Raw genomic sequence first — 18,639 nt, 5'->3', positions numbered from 1 at the left:
TTAACGATTTAATTGAATTCCAGCAGATCTTAATAAATTATAATAGGCTATTTGAGCATCAGCTTTAGCTATTTCTAAATTAATTTTTGCTTGAAATAGCTGCGTATCGGCATCTATTCTATCTGTAATAGAAGCTATACTATTTTGATATTTAGAAACTACTATTTTATTGTTTTCTTGAGCTTGATTTATAGATGCATCAATTACATCTATTTTTTTTATAGATTGTAGATAAGACTCGTAATTTCTATTTACATCTAATTTAATGTTATCTATTAAGATGCTTTTATTAACTAAAGTCTCGTTTTTTTCAAAAGTGGCTTCGGCAACTTTGTTCTTATTTGTAAATAAATTACTGATATTCCATGATAATGTTGCGCCAATTGTTAAAGGGGTTACAAATTGATTTCCACTCGGAATAAATGCTCCATTCGGATTTAAATAATAAGCATTTGCTCCAGCACCTAATATTGGTAACCTATCCGCTTTTATAGATAGAATATTTTTATCATTTACAGCAGCTCTGTAATCTATTTGTTTAATTTCTACCCTACTATTTAATGCACTATCTAAATAAGATTTAAAGGCAATCTTTTGGTTATCTGCTACATTAATATTATCCGTTTTTAAAATGGTGCTTTCATTAAGGCCTAATAAAATATCAAGATTGTAATTAACAATATTTCTGTTCTTATCTATATCTAAACCTGTTAATTCTACATTAGAACGTTGTAGTTGCAATCTTAAAACATCATTTTTAGTTACTAGTCCTTGCTCAAAAAATCTATTTGTTTGTTTTAGTTGAGTATCTAAGGCTGTTAAATTTTGATTGATGACCACTTTACTATTATCCAGCTTGTAAAGGCTTAAGTAAGAATTAACAATTGCCAAAGAAACATCCTCTTTGCTTTTATCAACATCCAATTCAGCTATCTTTTTTAATAAATCTGTGCTTTCTTTGGCGTACTTTAATTTATTTCCTGCAAAAATTAATTCTTCAATAGAAAAGGTTCCGAGAATAGCATCTGCTCTTTTTGGTAAAGTAATTGGGTTTCCTGAACCTATCTCAAGAACATTGTTTGGAATTTCTGCATGGTTATAAATTGCATTTGCTTTTATAGATGGCAAAGCTTTATCTAAAGTTTGATTATATACAGAAATGGCTTTTTCTACTCTAGATCTTGATAATTGTAAAGTTTTGCTATTTGATAATCCTAACGAAATCGCCTCATTGATACTTAGTGTTTTTAACTCTTGTGAAAATGCTAAAGGATTAGTAGCAATTAGCAACAATAGAAAGCCTAAAATTTTTGCTGTTTGATAAATTGATGAATTATTTTTTAAGTTATTTTTTATTTCCATTGTGATTTATTAGATAAGCACTAAACATTTTTTTCATATGATTTTTTAAGCGTGGTTTAACTGTTTTTTCTATAACATCAGGATCAGTAACGTCTTCACCAATCAATAAAGACGACATTTCAGCAGCATTAATTAAATAGCTTTTAGTGCCAAATAATGACGCCACTAGCATATCCGAATCAGCCTCAGGATTAAAACTCCCATTATTTATACCTTCAGAAATAATCTTTTTTACTTCTAATGCATTTTGTGAGATTAAGGAAATAATCTTTTTATTGATATCTGACCTTTGTGAAAGGCTCATCTCCCTGTAGATAATTTTTTGGAAAGCACAGTTCGACATCATTTTATCAGCATAGTTATCAATACATTTTTCTAATTTTTCAAATGATGAAATCTCTTCGTTATTAAGATTTTGCAGTCTTAGTTTCTGCTCACTTACATGCTTTTGAAAAATAGCAAAATAGAGCCCTTCTTTACCTCCAAAATAATAGTTTAGCATTGCCATATTTACAGCAGCTTCTTGAGCAATTAACCTGGTGGATGCCCCATCATATCCCAATTCTGCAAATAATTTTTCTGCAACTTCTAGTATATGATCTTTCTTATCCTGTTTTTCTTCTGTCATTTACAAAAGCAAAATTAATTAATCGATTGATTAATTAATGTCAGATTAAAATAATATTTCACAACCTTTTGATTTCTAATGTTTTAAATTAATCAATTGATTAATTTAACGTACTTTGTAAGAAAAAGTGATGTGATTTTATTATCACTATATTTTATAAATTTGGGTTTTAATTAAACAGAAACCGATGGTTATCATTAATAATTACGCAGAGTTTGAAAGTCATTTAGGAAAGGAAATGGGTTTATCTGATTGGCACAAAATAGACCAAGCCCAAATTAATCTTTTTGCAGATGCAACGCTAGATCATCAATGGATACATACCGATCCAGAAAAAGCTAAAACAGATAGTCCTTTTCAAAAAACTATAGCACATGGTTATTTAACATTATCGTTGATCCCTTTTTTATGGAAGCAGATAGTTAAAATTCAAAATTTAAAAATGGAGATAAACTATGGTATAGAAAGTTTAAGGTTTGCACAAGCGGTGGTTGTAAATAGCGAGGTTAGATTAAAGGTGAAACTTGCTTCAATAGTGAATTTAAGAGGCGTGACTAAGGCTAATATTGGCATATCTTTAGAAATAAAAGACGAAAAAAAACCTGCCTTTACAGGTGAGGTGGTTTTCTTGTACCATTTTGAGGATTAGAAATATTAGGTACATCATATTTCAAATAGGGGAAATCGAGAGATTTCCTTTTTTTATTAAATGAAAAATACCAGATATTAAGTATTTTTTTGTTCAGCATGATTTTTTACTTTTAAAGAAAAAACTTAAAATTATGGAAAACCAAAGAAAGAGCATGAAATTAAAAGCATCCACTTTAAAAGCAATGACAGAAAGATATAAACTGCTGCAAAGAAGAGTAAAAGATGTAGACGGAAGCCTCAAAGATGATACAGAAAGCGTATGGATTTCTAGGGATGAAATGGTTGAGTTTTTAAAAGCAAATGAAAATGCTACTGGTATAAGAATTTATTTTGGCAGTACTGGCGTTATCGAAGATTACAGATGTAGGTCTGGGTATGAAAATCAAACAAATTTGATATTAGTGCCAACAATAGTTCAACCTGGCAAAAAAAACATAATGGTTTATAACGATAATTTTAAATTAAATAATGACAAATTTCTTAATGATGGAGAGGTATTTGTTTTTGGTGGTGAGGAAGGTTATGGTGAAGATGATTACGAAATATGTCCTCCTCCGTCTGGGAAGTGTAAGGGTATAGAAATTCTGTAAATGTTTCTTTCTTACCTAGCTTTTGCAATTAATTTCATTGCTGTTTTATCAGGATTTTTAAGAATTAAGATCATAAAAAACAGGGGATTAAAATTCTTTCCTGTTTTTTTGTTAATTCAATTTTTAAATATTTTGTTTACTTCTAAAATTTTCCATTTTGGAAATAACTTATGGGTTTATAACATTTTCATGGTTTTCGATACCATCTGTATATCTTTTCTATTTTATCAATTATTAGAAAAAGTAAATTTCAAAAGAACAGTTATTTATATGACTATTCTTTTTATTATCTTTTATTTTATTAATCGCTTTTTTATACAAAACAATGGCGAGTACCTTTCTTATTCACGCAGTTTAATGGGGTTTAATTTAGTTGTTTTTTCATTGTTATATTTCTATAATCTATTTGATTTTACAAAGCCCGAGGAAAATCTGATCCACAAAGCAGATTTTTGGATTGTTATCGGAATATTCTTTTTTTACCTAACTTCCACCGTATTGTTAAGTGCTTTAAATTATATGGTAGAATTAAAAAGCGAGTTACTCAAATACTATAAAACAGATACAATAAAATTCTTGGCAATGGGATTATATAGTTTTTATATCGTTGGATATTTATGTCACAAACCTCAACAACAGGAGAATTAATAGGAACTGTAATTTTTGTAACCATTGCTTTCGCTGCCTTAGGAGTTTTTGTGTTGATCTTACTTTTTACTTATCAAAAAAAATACATAAAACATTTAAAAGAGCAAGATAGGCTAAAACTAGAAAATGAAAGGAATATACTTAATGCGCAATTAGAGGTTAAAGAACAAACTTTAAAAGATACTGGTGCGGATTTGCATGATAACGTTGGGCAATTATTATCATTAGTAAAACTGCAACTTGCTCACCAAAAAGATGAAAAAACGAAGTATACCAGAGAACTGGTTCAAAATGCAATAGATGAGGTACGAGAACTTTCGCATCGCTTAAATCTAGAATGGGCAAAAGATACCAACCTTTACGATCTTTTAGAATTAGAATATAAAAAATTAGAAAAACCGGGTTTTTTTATACTTAAGAATCATTTAACTATCCAAGATTTAGAATTATCAAACAATAAAAAAATCATTATTTTAAGATGTGTACAGGAAGCAATTCAAAATATTATTAAATATGCAGATGCTAATGAAATCACATTTTTCGGCGAGACACAAAAACAAGCTTTAATTATTAAAATAGTAGATAACGGTTTAGGCTTTGATGTAGAAAGAACTAAAAAATCTGCAGGTTTAACCAATATGGCATCAAGGATGAAAACTATTGGCGGCGAATTTAAAATTAATTCTGATTTTGGTAGCGGAACTACTTGTGAGTTTATGCTTCCACTTTCCGACTAATATTTATTCGTTAATATGAAAAGTTGTATCTAAAATTTTCGTCTCAAACTCCTCAACAGGGTATTTACTTTCGATAAGGTTTATTAACATTTCAGTAGCTATTCTTCCCATTTCAAATGCCGGTTGCCTAACATAAGATAAAGATGGCTTTAATAAATTTACCACATCAGAATTACTGAAACCAGCTATTAGAACATCATTTTTAGGATTATATTTTTTTAACGCCTCTAAACATCCAATACTTAGTCTATCACTAGCCACAAAAATAGCATCAGGTTTTACTTGCAAATCTAATAATTCCTTAATTGCAGTATCAACTTCCCCCTTTTTACTTCCTCCATGTTCGCAATATTTAACATAATTTTCGTCAAATGGAATATCATGTTTTTCTAATGCTTTTAAATAACCAATTTTTCTTTGCTCAGTAATGGACAATTGTTTTGCGTTAGCAAGATGGGCGATTTTTTTAACCCCTTTGCTAATTAAGTATTCGGTTGCATCAAAAGCTCCTTGAGTATTATTACTGGTCACTTTGTGCGTATTCATTGATTCTAATATTCTATCGAAAAAAACAATCGGCAATCCTTGAGCATGTAATTTTTCTATGTGAGAATAATCTTTGGTTTCGGCCGCTAAAGAAATAATAATCCCATCAACAGACCTATTAGCTAAATGTTGAATATTTGTTACTTCTCTTTCATATTGATCATGACTTTGAGAGATAACAACATGATAACCTTTATTATAAGCAATAGATTCTATCCCATCAATTGCCTGTGAAAAAAATACATTAGCAACCTCGCATACGATTATCCCAATAGAATAGCTTCTTCTTTCTTTTAAGCTTAAAGCTATAGGATTACGAGTAAAGTTGATTTTTTCGGCATAATCAAGAACTATTTTCTTGGTTTCTTCACTAATTTCATACCCTCCCCTTAATGCCCTCGAAACTGTAGAAGTAGAAAGATTTAATGCTTTAGCAATATCTTTTATGGTAACTGGTTTAAACATGCTTAATTAAATTTCAAGATTGCCATTGATTGCTAAAATAAGTAATTAGAATCAATAATCCTTCAGTTAAAGAATAACAAATAAACTAAAATCAAAACGATAACGATGCCGGCAACGATTGCACAGTTATTTAGCTTGATATGCTTCTTTATTGAGTTAAATCTCGTTAACATTGCTTAAACCAATTAAATAATTTAAACATATTCAACTGTTTTACAGAGTTTAAAATATCCTTTTACAAGGGAGAATGTGATTTTCTAAATATTTTAAATCAAGAATTAGTTTAGCATTATCTAAATTTTAATAACAATTCTTATTATGAGAAAAACAATTTTACTTTTTTTATTAGTAATTGGCCTTGCTATTAGCGCCGCTTTGGCTCAGGTTAAACTTATTACTGGTAAAGTTACAGATGCTACAACAGGTGAAACGTTAATAGGTGTATCTGTATCAGTTGTTGGCACAAAAACTGGAACTCAAACAGATGTAAACGGGAATTACAAAATTAACGTTGCAAATGGTGCAACGCTTTCATTTACTTACATAGGTTTTAAGGTTAGAAATATTAAAATAGCCGATCAGAAAATTTTGAATATAGTTTTAGAGAATGATTCTAAGCTATTAAACGAAGTTGTTGCCATTGGATATGGTACTGTAAGAAAAAAAGATTTAACCGGAGCAGTATCTTCCGTTAGTGCAGAAACAATTGCAGCCCAACCAGTTTCATCTGCTTTACAAGCTATTCAAGGAAGGGTTTCTGGTGTTAATATTTCTGCTACTGAAGGCTCTCCAGACGCAGAACTAACTGTTAGGGTGAGAGGGGGTGGCTCAATTACTGGTGATAATTCTCCTCTTTATATTGTTGATGGTTTTCCTGTTAATTCAATTACGGATATTGCGCCACAGGATATTGAATCTATAGATATTCTAAAAGATGCATCTTCTACAGCAATATATGGGTCTAGAGGTGCAAATGGCGTTATTTTGGTAACTACTAAAAACAGTAAAGACGGTAAAACTACTATTAGTCTTAATACATTTACTGGTATCAGAAACATATCTAACACCTTAGATTTATTAACTCCTTTAGATTACGCTACTTGGCAGTATGAAAGATCTCTCTTAGCAAACAAACCTGAAGATTATACCAAATATTTTGGTAACTATCAGGATATTGATCTTTATGCAAACGTAGTACCTAACGATTGGCAAAATATAGTGTTTGGAAGAACAGGGACCACTTTTAATCAAAACTTAAATATTAGCGGTGGTGGCGAGAAAACTAAATTTAGCTTAAGCCACAGCTTTGTTAAAGATAAAGCAATAATGGTGAGCTCTGGTTATCAAAGACAAAACCTAAATTTTAAGGTAAATCATAAATTATATGATAAACTGACATTAGATTTTGGTTTTAGATATGCCGATGCACAAACTGAAGGCGGTGGAGCAAATGAGCAAAATGAAAAATCTTCTGCAGATTCCAGATTAAAATATGCTGTTATTTATCCTCCTTTTCCTGTTGGAGATTTAACAGATAATGATCTTACAGATCCAGATTTTAATTTATATAATCCTTTAGAAGCCATCAATGATAATGATCAATTTGTAAAAAGAAAAACTTACAACTTAAACGGAGGCTTAACTTATGAGGTATTAAAAAATCTTAAGTTTAGATCTGATATAGGTTATGATAGTTATAAAAATGACCAGGATCGTTATTATGGCACAACTACCTATTTTGTAAATAACAATGTTCAAACTGCCATATACCAAGGTTTACCAGCTATAATATTTACCAATGACACTAGAAATATTATAAGAAATACTAATACTTTAAATTACGATTTTAAAAAGTTTTTAAGTAAAAACAATAATCTAAATTTTTTATTGGGGCAGGAATATATCATTAGAAAGCAAGATCAATACGTTACTCAATTAGATGGTTTTCCTTCTAGTTTTGGCTTTGAGGATACTAGAAAATTATCTGGACAAGCTAAAGAAAGTAAATCAGCTAAGGTTTATAGTCCAGATGATATTCTGCTTTCTTATTTCAGTAGAGCAAATTATGATTATAAAGGCAAATATCTTTTAAGTGCCACTTTTAGGGCTGATGGATCTTCAAAATTTACAGACGGTAATCGTTGGGGATATTTCCCATCAGTTTCTGGAGCTTGGAGATTATCGGCAGAAAACTTTTTAGAGAAAACAAAATCTTGGTTAGATGATTTAAAATTGAGAGGAAGTTACGGTTCTGCAGGGAACAATAATATCCCAACAGGCCAAACTGTTCAATTATTAGTACCTAACGGCACAACACCTGTTTACTCAAACGGATTTGCTAATTTCTTAGCACCTTCTAAAACAATGGCTAATCCTGATTTGAAGTGGGAAACAACCATTACCAAAAATATTGGATTAGACTTTTCTCTACTTAACTCTAAAATTACAGGTACAGTAGAAGCCTATTTAAATAAAACAAAAGATTTATTGATTTTATTCCCAGTTGCAGGTACGGGCTATGATAATCAATATCGAAATGTTGGAGAAACGCAAAACAAAGGTTTAGAATTCTCGGTAAACTGGAATGCCATTAGAAAAACCAATTTTGATTTAAACGTTAACGCAAACATCAGCTTTAACAGAAACAAAGTTAATTCACTTGGCGGATTAGTAAATTATCCTGCGGCATCTGGCTGGGCATCTACAGAAATTAATACAGATTATTTAGTTGCCGAAGGCTCTGCAGTAGGTCAAATTTATGGCTACAAAAGTGATGGTCGATACGAAGTATCAGATTTTTCTAGTTATGATGGTAGCAAATGGATTTTAAAACCTGGTGTTGCCGATGCAAGTTCTGTTATCGGAACACTTAGACCAGGATCTATGAAACTAAAGGATTTAACAGGAGAAGGTACCGTGAATACATCTGATAGAGCAATTATTGGTAATGCAAACCCTTTAAATACAGGTGGTTTTTCCATTACTTCAAGAGTATTTAATTTTGATTTAGGTGCTTATTTTAATTGGAGTTATGGAAATGATGTATATAATGCCAACAAAATAGAATATACATCTACAAGTAAGTACAGCTCTAGAAACATGATTGATATTATGGCATCAGGAAATCGTTGGACAAACCTAAAATCTGATGGTACTTTAAGTAATGATGCTGCTGAATTAACTGCAATGAATGCAAATACCACGCTTTGGTCTCCATACATGTCTAAATATGTTTTAAGTGACTGGGCGGTTGAAGATGCATCTTTTTTAAGATTAGGAACTTTAACGTTAGGATATACTTTACCAAAAGCGATCTCATCTAAATTAAAAATGAAAGATTTAAGATTTTATGGCTCTGCTTATAATTTATTGTTACTTACAAATTATTCAGGTTTTGATCCTGAAGTTTCTACCAGACGAAAAGATCCATTAACACCGGGAGTAGATTATTCTGCTTATCCAAAAAGTAAAACTTTTGTTTTAGGACTTAACGTTAATTTTTAAAGACGAAATAGATTAAAAGATATGAAAAAGACACTATATATTTTATTCATCATTACAGTTACTGGGATTATTAGCTCTTGTAAAAATGTTTTTGACGCCCCTAACGAGTCTGCTTTAGATGCATCTGTAGTATATTCTACACCTGCCTTAGCAGAAACCGCAGTTGCAGGTATTTTACAATCATTTGGAGAAACCAATTCTTACAGAGGAAGATACTTGGTTAATTATGGAATAAATACAGATGTAGAAGTTTATAACAGTTTAAAAAACACTACTGATGATAAAGCAAGGCTAGCTAATTACAATACCAATGTTGATAATGGCCAAATGAATACCGATAATAATGCATGGGCTAAGTTTTATGAAGCTATAGAAAGGGCAAATTTGGCAATTGTAGGCTTAAAGACTTACGGTAATGTACAAAGTAACCCTCAACTTGCTCAAATATTAGGCGAAGTTTTAACGTTAAGAGCAGTTCTTTATAACGATTTAGTAAAAGGATGGGGAAATGTTCCTGCTCGTTTTGAACCTATTACAACTGAAACACAATACTTACCAAGAAGTGATAAAGACGTTATATACAAGCAATTAATTGCAGATTTGGACGAGGCAGCTACATTATTGCCATGGCCAAATGAAACTGCGATTACTAGTACTGTTGAGCGTGTAAATAAAGCATTTGCAAAAGGGTTAAGAGCTAGGTTAGCACTTTATGCAGGTGGTTATTCTAAACACTTAGATGGACAAACCCGTTTAAGCACAGATCCCGATTTGGCTTCTCAAAAAATGTATGAAATTGCTAAGAAAGAATGCTTAGAAATTATCAATAGCGGTAAATTAACCTTACCAGGTTTTGAACAAACATTTAGAACATTAAACCAGGAAACCAATAAAGCCGGATTAGAATCAATGTGGGAAATTCCATTTGCCGAAGGTAGAGGAAGGGTGATTTTTGATCTAGGTGTAAGACACACTACCGTTGATAAATATACAGCACAAAATAAAGGCGGAACAGATGGACCAAATCCTGCTCTGTTTTATGATTACGATAAAGACGATGTTAGAAGGGATGTTTCGGTTGTGCCTTATGAATGGACTAACGGGATTCAAGTACCTTCAGCTTTAAGTCGATTATACTTTGGAAAATACCGTTATGAGTGGATGAATAGAAAAGTTGTTTCTACAAATGATGATGGTTTAAACTGGATATACATGAGGTATTCAGATGTGTTTTTAATGGCAGCAGAAGCTATCAATGAATTAGAAGGCGCTGTTGCTGCCGCTCCATATTTAAAAAGAATACGTACAAGAGCTTTTCCAAACAATCCGGCAAAAGTTGATGCATTTATGACCCAAGTTGTTGTTTCTAAAAAAATATTTTCTGACGCCATCGTTGATGAAAGAGCTTTAGAGTTTTGCGGTGAAATGTTGCGTAAAGCAGATTTGATTCGTTGGAACTTATTGACTTCAAAATTAAATGAAAACAAGATAAAATTACAGCAATTAGAAGCCAGGACTGGCAAATATGCTGCTTTACCTGCTAAAATTTATTTCAAAACTTTGGCAAATAATGAAACTGTACAAATTTATGGATTAAATTTTGGCGATACCGATGCTGCAGGATTAGCAGGAGGTTATACAGAAAACAAAACTTGGACACTAGTTTCTACTGCAGATCAGTCAACATATTGGAATGCTCTTTTTGTAAGAGACCCAAGTACCCAACCAGTTTGGCCTATTTGGCAGTTTTTTATCGAGAATTCTAACGGTACTTTAAATAACGATAACTTTTAATTTTCTATAAACTATAACAATGAAAACTAAAAAAATATTCAAGACATTCTTTTTCTTTTTAGGCTTAGCTATTATAGCTAGCTGTAAAGATGAACTAAAGGAAATAAAAACATTAAATTTAGATAGCGCCTTATCTCCTACCGGCTTAACTGTAAGTATTGTCAATGTAACTCAACCTAGGCTTACATGGAAGCAAATTGGTAAAGCAGAATCTTATACTTTAGAATTTTTTGATAATGCTAACCTTAATTTTTCAGGTACTCCTTATAAAACTATAGAAGGCATTAAATTAAATCAACTACCTTATACTGCCGAAGGTTTTGAAGGTAACACGACTTATTCTGTAAGATTGAAAGCTTTAGGAACTAACGGAACTCAAGATTCTAAGTTTGTAACCACCACCTTTAAAACAGGAGTAGAACAAATATTTTTACCTCTTTATTCTTCCCAAATTACAGAAACAACTGCATTATTTAAGTGGAAAGTAACTACAGGAATTACCAGAATTGTTGTTACACCTGTAACATCTGGAACGGCCGTAACAGTTCCGGTAGATGCAACTGCAGCAAGTGCAGGACAAATTACTGCGACAGGCTTAGTTCAAAACACTAATTATGAAGCCAAAATATACTCAGGAACAGTATCAAGAGGTAGGTTAACATTTACAACAATGGCAACATCAATTGCTACACAAACTGTTACCACCGCTGATGATTTAGCAACTATAATAGCAAATGCGCCTAATAATGCAGTTATTGCTCTTCAACCAGGCACTTATGATTTAGCATCATCTGGTAACAATACGGATATAATCGCAAAAACTATTACGCTACAATCAGTATCGAAAAACCCAAATAACACCAAAATTAATTTTAAGCAGTTTAATCTTAAAGGTTCTGGAGCGGGGTTAAAATTTTCAGGAATCGAATTTGACGGAACAACAGTAGCTGATTATTTTATTAATGTGGTAGGATTAAACGCAGATGGCGATGCAGCCACTTTTAAATCCATCATTGTAGAAAACTCTAAAGTACATTCAACAAAAAATTGCCTGATTAGAGCCAATAGAGCAGGAAACAATGGTCATAAATTTGACGATATAAAGTTTGAAAATGATATCCTTTATGATAACGGCATTTCTTCATATAGTTATTTCATGATGGATAAAGCTGAGTTTAAAACATTAAGTATAACAAATTCTACCATTTACAATTCTGCAAGACAGTTAATAAGTTGGGCCACAAATATCACAGCGGCTCAAACACCTTTAATTACGATTGATCATATCACTTTAAATGGTTTTGGATCTGGAGCTAAAAACAATATCTTTTTAGATGCTAATACAAACCCTGTTACTTTTAACATGACAAATTCTATCATTGCAAATACACCAATAACAGGACAAACAGTTGGAACCAATGCAATTAAAGGAGGTGGAACGCTAAATTTTAATAATAACAATTATTTTAACCTTAATACAGGAGACGGTAATTTAGTTACGCTGAGCACTTCTGTAGCAGCAGCAAATAATAAAACAATAAGTTTAGGCTGGACAAATACCACAACTACATTTACATTACCAGCAACTTCTGAATTGAGAACCTCTGGAACTGCAAATGATCCAATTGGTGACCCAAGATGGCATTAAGATAAATCTTATCAATTACAACTACATGGACGGTAAAATAACCGTCCATTTTTGATTAAAACAATATGAGTAAGCAATATAAAATCTGTTTTTTAATAGGGATACTGTTTTCAATAGGGACAATTTCCTGCAAGAAAACAAAGAATTCTGATTCAACACCTCCAATAGTTATTCCTCCGATTGTAGAAACCCCAATCAAAATAACAGAAACTGCCTATGCATTTGCAGGTGCCGAAGGAGCTGGAAAAAACACAACAGGTGGACGTGGTGGCAAAATAATTAAAGTTATTAACCTTAATGATTCAGGTTCAGGAAGTTTAAGAGACGCCATAGGACAAACCGGTGCAAGAATAATTGTATTTGAAGTTTCTGGAAACATCAAATTGAAAAGTAGTCTCCAAATAAAGAACGCTAATGTTACCATTGCAGGACAAACTGCTCCGGGTGATGGTATCTGCATTCAAGATTATGATTTCTTAATCAATGCAAATAACGTGATTATAAGATATATGCGTTTTAGATTAGGTGCAACTAATGTTGCAACGATAGAAAGTGATGCTTTTGGAGGCAGGGATATTGAAAGTGTGATGATTGATCATTGTTCTATGAGCTGGTCTATAGACGAGACTGCGTCTTTTTATCATAATAAAAACTTTACTATGCAGTGGTGTATCATTTCAGAAAGCATGACAAATTCTGGTCATGTAAAAGGTGCTCATGGTTATGGTGGTATTTGGGGAGGTAGTCCAGCAACCTTTCATCACAATTTATTAGCTAATCACACCAGTAGAAACCCAAGATTTGACGGAGGATTAAGATATAGTGCCGGTAGCGGAACGATGATAGGTAAATATGGGATTGATAAAGTAGATTATCGAAATAACGTAATTTATAATTGGAGCAGCAATAGTGCTTATGGTGGCGAAAATGGGGAATATAATATGGTTAATAATTATTATAAAGCTGGTCCAGCAACTCCAACAAGTAAAAATAAAAGAATTATGCAAGTCACTAAAGATGTGACTACTGGAGCGTCTAATCCTGCAGCTTATGGAGTAGGTTACGGAACATTCTATATTGTAGGTAATTATGTTGTTGGCAACACCGCGGTAACTACAAATAATTGGAATGGTGGAGTAGATTATGATTCAGGAGTTACCCAGGCAATGGTTCAAAAAACCACTGCTTTTCCATCAACAGAAATACCTGAACATACAGCACAACAAGCTTATGATGCTGTATTGTTGTACGTGGGAGCTAGTTTAAAGAGAGATGCTGTTGATACAAGAGTAACTACTGATGTAAAGAATGGAACAGCAACGTTTACTGGTTCAATAAGTAAATTACCCGGAATAATTGACACCCAAACTGATGTTGGCGGTTGGCCTTTATTGATGCAAACAACAACCCCATTAGATACAGATGGAGACGGAATGCCAGACGCTTGGGAAACCGCAAATAAGTTAGACCCAAAAGTTGCAAATCCAAACGGACATGATTTAAGTACAGGTTATGAAAATATTGAAGTTTATTTAAACTCTTTGGTAAAGGATATTACAGATAACCAAGCTAAATAAAACTCAATTATGTTAAAATATTTAAGTTTCATCCTCATAACCATTATACTTTTAGCATGTACTGTTAAAAAAACAGTTACCGCCGTAGATGCGGATACAACGCCAGTTGCTTTTCCAAATGCAGAAGGTTTTGGAAAATATACAACAGGCGGTAGAGGAGGAAAAATTTATGTGGTTAATAATTTAGAAGACGATGGAGATGGTAGTTTTAGGCAGGCAGTTACAGCAAAACATCCGAGGATAATTGTATTTTCAATTTCAGGAACCATTCATTTAAAATCAGAATTATCTATTAGTAAAAACGTAACTATTGCAGGGCAAACTGCACCTGGAGGCGGAATTTGTTTAGCAGATTATCCAGTAATGTTAGGAGGAGATAATATCATCATTAGGTTTATGAGATTTAGAATGGGCGATAGATATCAGAATAAAGGAATGATTGATAAAGCTGGTGCCGATGATGCTTTTGGAGGATCAAAAAAAAATAATATCATTATTGATCATTGTAGCATTAGTTGGAGTACGGATGAGGTTTTCTCTGTTTATCGTGGAGATAGCACAACATTGCAATGGAACTTAATAGAAGAACCGCTTAATTACAGTTATCATTTTGAAGAAGGAGACAAAGATTTTGAGCATCACGGTTATGGAGGAATTTGGGGTGGGGAGCATTTTTCTGCGCATCATAATTTGTTCGCTCATTGTGGAAGCAGAAACCCGAGATGGAATGGTGCAAGGTTAGGAGCAACGAAAGAACTAGCTGATTTTAGAAATAATGTAATCTATGATTGGGGACACAACACTTCTTACGGTGGTGAAGGTGGTGAATATAACATGGTAGCTAATTACTACAAATATGGTCCATCAACTAGCAAAAATGTTAAAAATCGTATCGTAAATCCTAGTTTTTTAAAGGATGTTGGTTTTGGTAAATTTTATATTTCTGACAATTTTGTAGATGGTTTTCCGGAAGTTACAAGAGATAATATGCTTGGAGTACAACTAGATAAAGAGTTTGAGGAAAGCGATAAAGAAAAAGCGATTTCTAAAACACCAATGTCAGTAATGTCAATTCCTACTAGTTCTGCAAATAAAGCATATGATGATGTTTTAAAATATGTAGGCGCTATACTACCAAAAAGAGACACTTTAGATCAACGTGTGATTAATGCGGTAAAAACCAGAACAGGAAAAATGATTGATGTGCAAGGCGGCTTTAAGCATGGTACGCCTTATGAAATATCTAAAGTGGCATGGCCTAATTTACTAAGTTTGCCTCCTTTAAAAGATTCCGATCTTGATGGTATGCCTGATAATTGGGAAATTAAGAATAAATTAAATCCAGCTAAAAATGATTCTGCTGAGTTTAATGTAGAAAAAAATTATACCAACATAGAAGTTTATATTAATTCTTTGGTCGATATAAAATGAAGATGACGAAGCTTAAGATTTTCTTTCTTTTAGGTTTAGTGTCAATATTATTTGCTTTTAAAAGCAAACCAATAATTACAGTTTATTTAATTGGCGATTCTACCCTATCAATTAAAGAAGTAAAAGCTTACCCAGAAACTGGATGGGAAATGCCTTTTGCCTGGTTTTTTAATGACCAAGTTAATGTAAAAAATTTAGCGAAAAATGGGAGAAGTACAAAAAGCTTTTTAGAAGAAAATAGATGGCAACCGGTTTTAGATTCAATAAAACCTGGAGATTACGTCTTGATTCAATTTGGGCATAATGATGAAGTTTCCACTAAAAAAACTTACACCACAGAAAATGATTTTGTGATGTATCTTAAAAAATACTCAAATGAAACGAGCGCAAAAGGAGCTTTTCCAATCTTAATTACACCGGTTGCCCGCAGATCTTTTGATGAAAACGGAAAAGTGATTGATACCCATAAAATTTATGCACAATTGGTAAGAAAAGTTTCTAAAGAATTAAACGTTCCATTAATTGATCTCTCGCAAAAAAGCATGGCTTTAATTCAAGAATTAGGTTCAGATAAATCCATGCTTTTATATAATCATTTACAACCTGGCGAAAATCCCAATTATCCAGATGGAAAAAAAGACGATACTCATTTTAATGAGTTAGGCGCCAGAAAAATGGCACAATTAGTTTTAGAAGGGATTAAAGAAATAGAATTACCATTAAAAAACCACATCGTAAAGCATTAAACAGAAGTTAACATAAAATTCGCTATCGTATTGTTAACTACTTAAAAACCTAAATTTTAAATTATATAATCCTTAAGAAATGATGTCTTTATCACATCATAAAATTCAGTTTTTTATTCTACCTAATTATTAACGATAATTTTCTTCTTAAGTATTCAAAGCTAAATTTTCGGCATCGATGCGGCAACGATTGCACATTTTTAATTGGCTAATTAATTAAAACACAGAGATAAACTGTTTAAGTTTATTTAACCAATTATAAATAGAAGGAAATTTCTGGATAATTATTCTCAATGAAGATACTCCATTAAGCTAATCCAACTTTTCGATTTTTATTTATAGCTATAATTTTATTTAAACTATTTAAAATCAATCATTATGAAAAGAAAATTACTTTATTTATTTGTTTACTCCTTATTTTTTTTAGTAGCAAACAACGCAATTTCCCAAACTATATATGCCAGTAAAAAATCTGGAAACTGGAGTGGATCAACGGATGTATGGGAAACTTACAACGCTGGAACTGATATTTCAACAATGGCAATAGGAAGTGGAACGGCCACTTCTGCTACCCCGTCTGGAACTCATTCTATTTATATTAGAGCTAATCATATTATCAGTATGTTTGGTTCTAATAGGTCTTGTTATTCAATGACTATTGAAAATAATGGTAAATTATGGGCTAATGAAGCTGCCGCAAGAAGGATACAATTTGCAACAGGTGGGACTGGCTTTACCTATCCAATTGATGTTACCATTACAAATAATGGAACAATTGGTGGTCCCGGAGACGGAATATATTTTGAAACTCCAGTAAATGCTAGAAATATAACATTAACAGGTTCAGGAACTTCTATAGTAGGTAGATTAAGAATGCTTGGTGGAGCAGGAAGTGCTGCTGGTGGAATAGCTAGTTTTACATTAGATCAGGATGTTACTTTCACACAATCTGGGAATTATGCATTATCTGCGATATATACACCAACGGGTACAGATAATTATACTATCACAATTAATACTGGTAAGACTATAACAGTATCAGATGCATCAGGTTATTTTCACAATAATGGATCTTCTGCAGGAACTTATACTTATAACATCAATGGAACTTTAGATTTAAGCGCATCTACTCAAACATTAGCTAATGTCTCTCAAATTAATGTAACTGGCGGTGGTGTGGTTAATTTAAATGTAAATGGTTTAATAAAAGCTGGAGCATTTTTTAAAGCGACCGGAACTACCGGTACAGCAAATTTACAAATTAACACAAATGGAATTTTTGACGCTAGTCTGACCACAGATTTGACAACAACCGATACATGGTTTAAAGCTTTAGGGGCATTAAAAAGAAAAGTTGGTAATTCTGATGTTTTATTTCCTGTTGGAACTTCAACTGCTTACAATCCGGTTACTTTAAACAATTCTGGTACTTTATCAGATATTTCTGTGAAAGTAAAAAATACCTTTGACAATGCTCCTTCTCAACCTACACAGGTTGTAAATAAGCAATGGAACATTATCCCTTCAACAACTGGATCAAATTTAGCAGTAACCTTAGGATGGTCAACTGCAGATCAGGCAGCTTCTTTTGATGCAGCTATGCCAATTGTAATTGGAGAATATACTGGCACTTCTTGGGCAGAGTCTACTGCAACTATCTCAGGTGCAACATCACCTTATACCGCCACAATTAGCGGAGTTACAATCAAAAGTCCGAACGGAAATTTTGCAGTTGGAAATACAGGTACGCTTCCTTTAGATTTCCTTTCTTTCACAGCTAAACCAGATGCTTTAGGAAAAACAGTAAATTTAAATTGGAGCACAACAAATGAGATAAATACCAAGAATTTTGAAATTCAAAAAAGAACTGATGTTTCAGATTTTAAAACTATAGGAACGGTTAACAGTAAAAATGTAGCTGGTATCCAAAACTATTCTTTTGCTGATGCAAATTTAAACAGTGGAACTTCCTATTATAGATTAAATCAAGTTGATAATGACGGTAAATCAAAGTTTAGTGGCATTGTTCCTGTAAACATTAAATCTGCCATTAGCTTATCTATTTATCCAAATCCCGCAGAAAATACTTTAAATGTTAGCCATCCAGCTGCATCAAATAAAGCTCTAATTAAAGTTTTAAGTTTAGATGGAAAAACAATGTTTCAACAATCTTTATCAACTAGTTCTACATTAACACAATTAGATGTTTCCCAATTGGCAAGTGGTTCTTATCTTATTTTATTAGAAGACCAATCAGAAAAATCATCATTAAAATTTATTAAAAAATAGTGAAATATAAGAGAGTTTAATTA

The 18,639-nt window shown here is 32.3% G+C and carries 13 protein-coding genes; 10 read left to right on the top strand and 3 right to left on the bottom strand.

Features of this window, described 5'->3' with window-relative positions:
- Together A5893_RS16790 and A5893_RS16785 are read right to left on the bottom strand one after the other, a co-directional pair.
- Positions 1 to 1,362: a TolC family protein gene (locus A5893_RS16790; protein ID WP_082911478.1), complete on the bottom strand. Its 1,362-nt coding sequence runs from the start codon at positions 1,360 to 1,362 to the stop codon at positions 1 to 3.
- Positions 1,346 to 1,990, bottom strand: coding sequence for a TetR/AcrR family transcriptional regulator (locus tag A5893_RS16785; RefSeq protein ID WP_068823756.1), 645 nt, complete (start codon positions 1,988 to 1,990; stop codon positions 1,346 to 1,348). The genes A5893_RS16790 and A5893_RS16785 overlap by 17 nt, the downstream gene beginning before the upstream one ends.
- 187 nt (positions 1,991 to 2,177) lie before the next feature.
- Here A5893_RS16785 and A5893_RS16780 point away from each other — a divergent pair, with 187 nt between their 5' ends.
- The 3 genes from A5893_RS16780 (at position 2,178) to A5893_RS16765 (ending at position 4,616) form a co-directional block, all read left to right on the top strand.
- Positions 2,178 to 2,639 carry a MaoC family dehydratase gene (locus A5893_RS16780; protein ID WP_068823755.1) on the top strand — a complete coding sequence of 154 codons (462 nt, stop codon included), beginning with the start codon at positions 2,178 to 2,180 and terminating at the stop codon, positions 2,637 to 2,639.
- Between the two features lie 133 nt (positions 2,640 to 2,772).
- Positions 2,773 to 3,231, top strand: coding sequence for a hypothetical protein (locus A5893_RS16775; RefSeq protein WP_068823754.1), 459 nt, complete (start codon positions 2,773 to 2,775; stop codon positions 3,229 to 3,231).
- Positions 3,232 to 3,848: 617 nt separating this feature from the next.
- Entirely contained in the window at positions 3,849 to 4,616 is a 768-nt protein-coding gene (locus tag A5893_RS16765; protein WP_068823752.1) for a sensor histidine kinase, read from the top strand.
- A gap of 3 nt (positions 4,617 to 4,619) precedes the next feature.
- Here the strand turns inward: A5893_RS16765 and A5893_RS16760 are convergent, their stop codons facing one another.
- Complete coding sequence (locus A5893_RS16760; RefSeq protein ID WP_068823751.1) at positions 4,620 to 5,627, bottom strand: LacI family DNA-binding transcriptional regulator; 1,008 nt, start codon at positions 5,625 to 5,627, stop codon at positions 4,620 to 4,622.
- A 318-nt stretch (positions 5,628 to 5,945) separates the two neighbouring features.
- On the opposite strand from A5893_RS16760, the gene A5893_RS16755 reads away from it, so the two are divergent.
- The 7 genes from A5893_RS16755 (at position 5,946) to A5893_RS16725 (ending at position 18,616) form a co-directional block, all read left to right on the top strand.
- Positions 5,946 to 9,131: a SusC/RagA family TonB-linked outer membrane protein gene (locus A5893_RS16755; RefSeq protein ID WP_068823750.1), complete on the top strand. Its 3,186-nt coding sequence runs from the start codon at positions 5,946 to 5,948 to the stop codon at positions 9,129 to 9,131.
- 21 nt (positions 9,132 to 9,152) lie between these two features.
- Entirely contained in the window at positions 9,153 to 10,925 is a 1,773-nt protein-coding gene (locus tag A5893_RS16750; protein ID WP_068823749.1) for a RagB/SusD family nutrient uptake outer membrane protein, read from the top strand.
- Between the two features lie 19 nt (positions 10,926 to 10,944).
- Positions 10,945 to 12,573 (top strand): DUF4957 domain-containing protein, encoded by a 1,629-nt coding sequence (locus A5893_RS16745; protein ID WP_068823748.1) that lies wholly within the window; start codon positions 10,945 to 10,947, stop codon positions 12,571 to 12,573.
- 65 nt (positions 12,574 to 12,638) lie between these two features.
- On the top strand, positions 12,639 to 14,150 hold the full coding sequence (locus tag A5893_RS16740) for a pectate lyase family protein (RefSeq protein ID WP_068823747.1): 1,512 nt from the start codon (positions 12,639 to 12,641) through the stop codon (positions 14,148 to 14,150).
- Positions 14,151 to 14,159: 9 nt separating this feature from the next.
- Positions 14,160 to 15,581, top strand: coding sequence for a pectate lyase family protein (locus A5893_RS16735; RefSeq protein ID WP_068823746.1), 1,422 nt, complete (start codon positions 14,160 to 14,162; stop codon positions 15,579 to 15,581).
- Between the two features lie 2 nt (positions 15,582 to 15,583).
- On the top strand, positions 15,584 to 16,327 hold the full coding sequence (locus A5893_RS16730) for a rhamnogalacturonan acetylesterase (RefSeq protein WP_068823745.1): 744 nt from the start codon (positions 15,584 to 15,586) through the stop codon (positions 16,325 to 16,327).
- A gap of 378 nt (positions 16,328 to 16,705) precedes the next feature.
- Positions 16,706 to 18,616, top strand: coding sequence for a T9SS type A sorting domain-containing protein (locus A5893_RS16725; RefSeq protein WP_068823744.1), 1,911 nt, complete (start codon positions 16,706 to 16,708; stop codon positions 18,614 to 18,616).
- Positions 18,617 to 18,639: the final 23 nt, after the last annotated feature.

The organism is Pedobacter psychrophilus, from assembly GCF_001652725.1.
Classification (GTDB): domain Bacteria; phylum Bacteroidota; class Bacteroidia; order Sphingobacteriales; family Sphingobacteriaceae; genus Pseudopedobacter; species Pseudopedobacter psychrophilus.
This window is presented reverse-complemented; position numbering and strand designations above follow the sequence as displayed.

Bases quoted from the DNA above. Each gene is read 5' to 3' on its own strand.
- A5893_RS16725 (WP_068823744.1), top strand. From the start codon at position 16,706: ATGAAAAGAAAATTACTTTATTTATTTGTTTACTCCTTATTTTTTTTA.
- A5893_RS16780 (WP_068823755.1), top strand. From the start codon at position 2,178: ATGGTTATCATTAATAATTACGCAGAGTTTGAAAGTCATTTAGGAAAG.
- A5893_RS16755 (WP_068823750.1), top strand. From the start codon at position 5,946: ATGAGAAAAACAATTTTACTTTTTTTATTAGTAATTGGCCTTGCTATT.
- A5893_RS16785 (WP_068823756.1), bottom strand. From the start codon at position 1,990: ATGACAGAAGAAAAACAGGATAAGAAAGATCATATACTAGAAGTTGCA.
- A5893_RS16750 (WP_068823749.1), top strand. From the start codon at position 9,153: ATGAAAAAGACACTATATATTTTATTCATCATTACAGTTACTGGGATT.
- A5893_RS16745 (WP_068823748.1), top strand. From the start codon at position 10,945: ATGAAAACTAAAAAAATATTCAAGACATTCTTTTTCTTTTTAGGCTTA.
- A5893_RS16790 (WP_082911478.1), bottom strand. From the start codon at position 1,362: ATGGAAATAAAAAATAACTTAAAAAATAATTCATCAATTTATCAAACA.
- A5893_RS16765 (WP_068823752.1), top strand. From the start codon at position 3,849: ATGTCACAAACCTCAACAACAGGAGAATTAATAGGAACTGTAATTTTT.
- A5893_RS16775 (WP_068823754.1), top strand. From the start codon at position 2,773: ATGGAAAACCAAAGAAAGAGCATGAAATTAAAAGCATCCACTTTAAAA.
- A5893_RS16730 (WP_068823745.1), top strand. From the start codon at position 15,584: ATGACGAAGCTTAAGATTTTCTTTCTTTTAGGTTTAGTGTCAATATTA.
- A5893_RS16760 (WP_068823751.1), bottom strand. From the start codon at position 5,627: ATGTTTAAACCAGTTACCATAAAAGATATTGCTAAAGCATTAAATCTT.
- A5893_RS16740 (WP_068823747.1), top strand. From the start codon at position 12,639: ATGAGTAAGCAATATAAAATCTGTTTTTTAATAGGGATACTGTTTTCA.
- A5893_RS16735 (WP_068823746.1), top strand. From the start codon at position 14,160: ATGTTAAAATATTTAAGTTTCATCCTCATAACCATTATACTTTTAGCA.